The sequence below is a fragment of the Sulfurovum sp. bin170 genome, from assembly GCF_010892395.1.
In the GTDB taxonomy this organism is placed as follows: Bacteria; Campylobacterota; Campylobacteria; order Campylobacterales; family Sulfurovaceae; genus UBA1140.
In genome coordinates this window covers 1-5,028 of record NZ_JAACKB010000452.1, presented here as the reverse complement: position 1 = coordinate 5,028, position 5,028 = coordinate 1, and the positions used below count along the sequence as shown (strand labels likewise).

The following is a 5,028-nucleotide window of genomic DNA, read 5'->3' as shown; positions in this document are numbered from 1 at the left end:
TATTTATACATTATACTTGATATAGTTTTTTTATTTCAAAGGAGAAAAAATGAAGAAAATTGTAGGAATTTCTATTGTTACGGCAACCATGCTAATGGCAGGTGGTGAGTTGGCAAATATGGACAACCGTTATGATGAGAACTTAAGAGCAGAACTAGAAGCTCTAAAATCTGAGGTTGCAGAGCTTAGAAAAGGGTCTCAAAGTAAAGGTGATTCGGATAACTCAAAACTTGAAAAGAAGATTAAGAAATTAAGTAAAAAACTCAGTGAGATTAAAGCACATGATGCTAAAGATAATATCAAGTGGAGTGTTGATTTCAGAACATCTATGGATAGTATCGAATATACAATGGCTGATGGTTCAAAAAGAGAAAATAGTGACCTTTTCGCGAATAGACTATGGTTAAACATGGCTTACAGCCCAACAGACAAAGTTATATTTAAAGGTCAATTAGCCTACAATAAAGCCTATGGAGCTACTTTGCCAGACAATGGTGGAAGTACTTTTCAAAGAGGTTTCTCATCAGGATTTGATGGTTTTGACTGGGTTATCAATGAGAATTTAACAGATAATACCATGAAACTTAGACAGGCTTACTGGTTATATCTAGGAGATGATTTTTTAGGCACTGGACTAGGATGGACAGCAAGTGTTGGACGAAGACCATCAACAACTGGTTTTCTTGCTAACCTAAGAGAAGATGATGTAGCACAGTCACCACTTGGACATCTCATAGATGTTGAGTTTGATGGTGCAAGTTCGGAACTCAAACTTGAAGATGCAGTTGGTGTTCCAGGTATGGCATTTAAAGTCTGTATGGGTCAAGGTGCAACCAATGCTGTTGCTAGATTTGATGGTAATCAAGACCAAGCAGCATATGCTGGTTCATCTGATGTTATTGAAGATATTAGATTGGGTGGTGTTATCTTTACGCCATATGATGATAAACAATATACGGTGAAGACAACGGCATATAAAGCGTTTAATGTTCCTGGTTTCCAACAAGACTTTGCAGCAGACCCAACAGGTAGAACCATGCAATTTTCTACAACAGGTGATATGTTAGGTGCAGGTATCTCTCTGCTAGTTGATGGACTTACAGATGATATGGATGAGTCAGAGTTCTTATATGAAACCAAACTATTTGCCTCATTTGCATGGAGTAAATCTCTTCCTGATGGAAACAATCAAATAATGGGTATGATGGGACCTCGTGGAGCAATGGGTGCAGCACCAGGTGAAGAGCAGACAGGAACCTCATATTGGGTGGGTGCTCAGATACCTGTCTCCTTCTTAGGTGGTAAACTAGGAGCTGAATATAACCAAGGTAGTGAGTACTGGAGACCATTTACATATGGTGAAGATACAATGGTTGGCTCTAAACTGGCTGCAAGAGGTAAAGCTTTTGAGATTTACTATACGCAACCACTAGCAAAAGGTCTATCTGCACAGATTAGATGGACAAAAATTGATTATGACTATACAGGTTCTCAAGGATTCTTTGGGGCAGGTGGTACACCAATCAAAATCTCTGACCTAAAAGCAGGTGCAGCAGCTGGTGACCCTATGTCACAATCAATGTTGGCAGGAACTATAGAAGAAGCTCAAGATATTAGAGCATATATCCGATATAGATTTTAGTCAAATATAACCAAGAAGAGTATTTAATTCTACTCTTCTTTCTCAATTATTGTCTCCTATTGATACATATATTTATCTTATTATAAAGATAGTTTATATTAATACCAACTCTAATAACTCCTCTGTTACAATAGTTTAAATTATAATTATTAACAAGGAGAAGGTATGAAAAAAATTTTATTATCAACAGCTGTTATTGCAACAGTTTCTATGGCAGGTGGTGAGTTTAGCTCATTTGAGAATAGTGACGCAACACTATCAGAGATAGAGGCACTTAAAGCAAGAGTAGTTACACTAGAAGGAACACAGAAGAAAGGTGATGCTACTGGTGATGATGCTGATTTATCAAAGAAGATTAAAAAACTAGAGAAGAACTTAAAGAGGATGAAGAAAACACTTAATAAGGTCAAAGCACACGACGCTTATGACAATATTAAGTTTAGCATGGACTTTAGAAGTACCGTTGACAATATAAACTATAAATATAATGACTATAAGTTTAAAGGTGCAGATTGGTCAGGAACAGAAGCTAAAAATGATGCACTCTTCACAAGCCGTGTTATGTTAAATATGAAATCAAAGCCAACAGATAAGCTCTCTTTTCAAGGTCAAATTGCAGCTTACTACACTTGGGGAGCGCACCTTTTTGATAGCCATGATGCACCATTGAAAAGTTGGTCTGGTTCATCAAAAGCATCTGATACAATCTTTAGAGTAAGACGAGCTTACTTTGTATACAACAGTGATAGTTTCTATGCTGTGAGTATCGGTAGAAGACCGTCAAGTGATGGTTTCTTATCAAACTTTAGAGAAAATAACCCAAATCCATCATCACCATTGGCACACATAACCAATATGGAAGTTGATGCGGCTATGGTCAAACTCAAAACGGGAGATTTGGTTCCTGGCTCTTATCTGAAACTTGTGTATGGTAGAGCTCACGCAGGTGGAGTTGAGTCTGTCTATGATGGTGCAGGGTATAAACCTTTTGCTCATGAAGATGGTGATGTTGATGAGAATGTTGATTTCTTTGTAACAGTAGCTTCACTATATAATAATGGTCAATATAATCTAATGGCTCAACATGCCGTTATTTTTGATACTAAAGGTGCTAGAACAGGAACCCCAATAGGTGCTAAATTTGACCCAACAGATCCTAACTCAGCAACTAATAAATCTCTTGACGCTGGTACAGGACACCTAACAGGTTTATCACTTCAAGTTGATGGTATTGGTGATGAGATAAGTGATTTCCTTGATGACTCAATCTTCTTTGCTTCTGTTGCTCGAACCTTGTATGTTCCTGATGGTGGACATCAGCTATTTGGCTCGGAAGAAGATACAATCGGTTACTCTGGTTGGGTTGGGCTAGTCATTCCTGATATGATTACAGATGATGGTAAGTTCGGAATCGAGTATAACCAAGGTACACAGTTCTGGACACCTATAACATGGGCAGAGGATACAGCGATTGGCTCAAAACTAGCTGTTCGTGGTAGTGCGATTGAAGCGTATTGGAACTTTAATCTATTTGGAGAGAAGAATCTTCCTGCACAGATACGATACACACACGCTCAACATGACTACACTCCAAATATCAGATGTGCAGGTTGGGTAGCTCCTGTAGAGACAGATATTGAAGCTGATGATATTAGACTATCAGTAAGCTACAGATACTAGTTTAACTTAAAGTAACAGATTGGATTCTGTTACTTTTCTCATATTTTTCATCCAATTTTAAATTTCAACTCTTATCTTTATATAATTTATGCTATCCTATTATTTATAATAATTTAAATATTTTTTAAACTGGAGCATTATGCGTTATCTAATAACTCTATCTTTTCTTACTATCTCTCTGTTCGGATTCGATTATCATCTAAAACCTTATACTATGACAAAAAATGTTGTCTGCTTTTTTGGATTAGGAACGGAGGCTCATGAGAACAATGGTGGTAATATTGCCAACAGTTGTTATATTGAGCTAAAAGATGGATATGTGGTTGTAGATTCTGGCCCAACATATAGTTATGCTCAACAAGCTTATACGATTATGCAGAATAGAAAAAATTTACCTGTTAAATATATCATCAATACCTCTATAGATGAGAGCCAAATATTGGGTAATGGATTTTATAAAGAGCAAGGTGCAATACTGCTTGGACCAAAAGGTTATGATGAGAATATAGAACTAACTTTAGATAAAAAAATTACTCCTGACGCGTTTGTCAACACTAGAGTTGTTCCACTAGATAGAGAGATCACCAAAGATACTAAAATCAAATGTTGTACTATGCGTATAGATATAGATAAAATCATAGAAGATGATGATAACTATCTCACTGTTTATATTCCAGATAGAAAACTAATTCTTGCTGGAGATATGATTTTCAACAATAGACTACCCTCTTTGAATAATGGTCGTTCACTGCTAAAGTGGATTGAGGCTCTGAAAAAAATTGAAAATAGCTCTTGGGATACCATAATATCTGCACATGGGGTTAAAACAAAGCGAAGTTCTCTAAAAAATACCAAGAGCTACTTAACGATGTTAAGAGATGAAGTTAGAGAGAGTATTAAAAATGGCAGTAGTAGAGAAGATGCTATAGAAAATATAAAAATGTTATCATTTCAAGAGGACAAACTATATGATATATGGCACAAAAAAAATATCTCTCTAGCCTATGATGAGCTAAAAAATGAGGAGAAGTCGAATCCAACTATAGCTCTTGTACCTCCTATGGAGAGTAAAAAAGTAGACAAACCTAAAGTTGTTCAGGAAAAAGAGAAGCCCAAAAAACCTGAAATTGAAAAACCTAAAGAGGTGAAAAAAAAGAGAGAACCTAGTATCCAGTATGATAATTTTGACACAGCTATGCGTTTGGCGAAAAAATATAAAAAAATTGTTTTGCTAAAAATCCGTTCTGACAACTGTCCATATTGTGATGAACTTGATATTGTTATGAAGAGAAGTAGTAAAATAAAAAGAATGGTTAATGCTAACTATAGAATGACCTATCTTAATAATTCAAGAGACAAACTCCCCTTAGGCATAGAGGTTGGTCTAACTCCTGCTCTAGTATTTATTCGCCCTGATACAAAAGAAATTGTTATGACTATCAAGGGTATTCGAGCTATTGGTGAGTTGATAGATGTTCTAAAAGAGGGTATTAAAGATGGACGAGCGAATGGTTATCTTAAATAAACTTTTTTTTGAACCAAAGAGTTCGGGTGTAAACACGCCGATTCCGAAAATGCAATTGCATATAAGGAACCGATGGCTTCAGCCTCGCTAATTCATTGGCATTGGGCTTTCGATCTGAAAAAGGCGAAACTAAAGTTTTCATCTCCTAGTTTTGTTGTTTTTTAATAATTTCTGTTAATTT

At 36.1% G+C, this 5,028-nt stretch carries 3 protein-coding genes; all 3 read left to right on the top strand.

The window, feature by feature from the left end; genetic code table 11:
- Positions 1 to 49: 49 nt before the first annotated feature.
- The 3 genes from GSY74_RS10605 (at position 50) to GSY74_RS10595 (ending at position 4,847) form a co-directional block, all read left to right on the top strand.
- Positions 50 to 1,642 carry a DUF3373 family protein gene (locus GSY74_RS10605; RefSeq protein WP_164665105.1) on the top strand — a complete coding sequence of 531 codons (1,593 nt, stop codon included), beginning with the start codon at positions 50 to 52 and terminating at the stop codon, positions 1,640 to 1,642.
- A gap of 165 nt (positions 1,643 to 1,807) precedes the next feature.
- Entirely contained in the window at positions 1,808 to 3,322 is a 1,515-nt protein-coding gene (locus tag GSY74_RS10600; protein ID WP_164665103.1) for a DUF3373 family protein, read from the top strand.
- Between the two features lie 139 nt (positions 3,323 to 3,461).
- Positions 3,462 to 4,847, top strand: a complete 1,386-nt coding sequence (locus GSY74_RS10595) for a hypothetical protein (protein ID WP_164665101.1) — start codon at positions 3,462 to 3,464, stop codon at positions 4,845 to 4,847.
- Positions 4,848 to 5,028 lie beyond the last annotated feature (181 nt).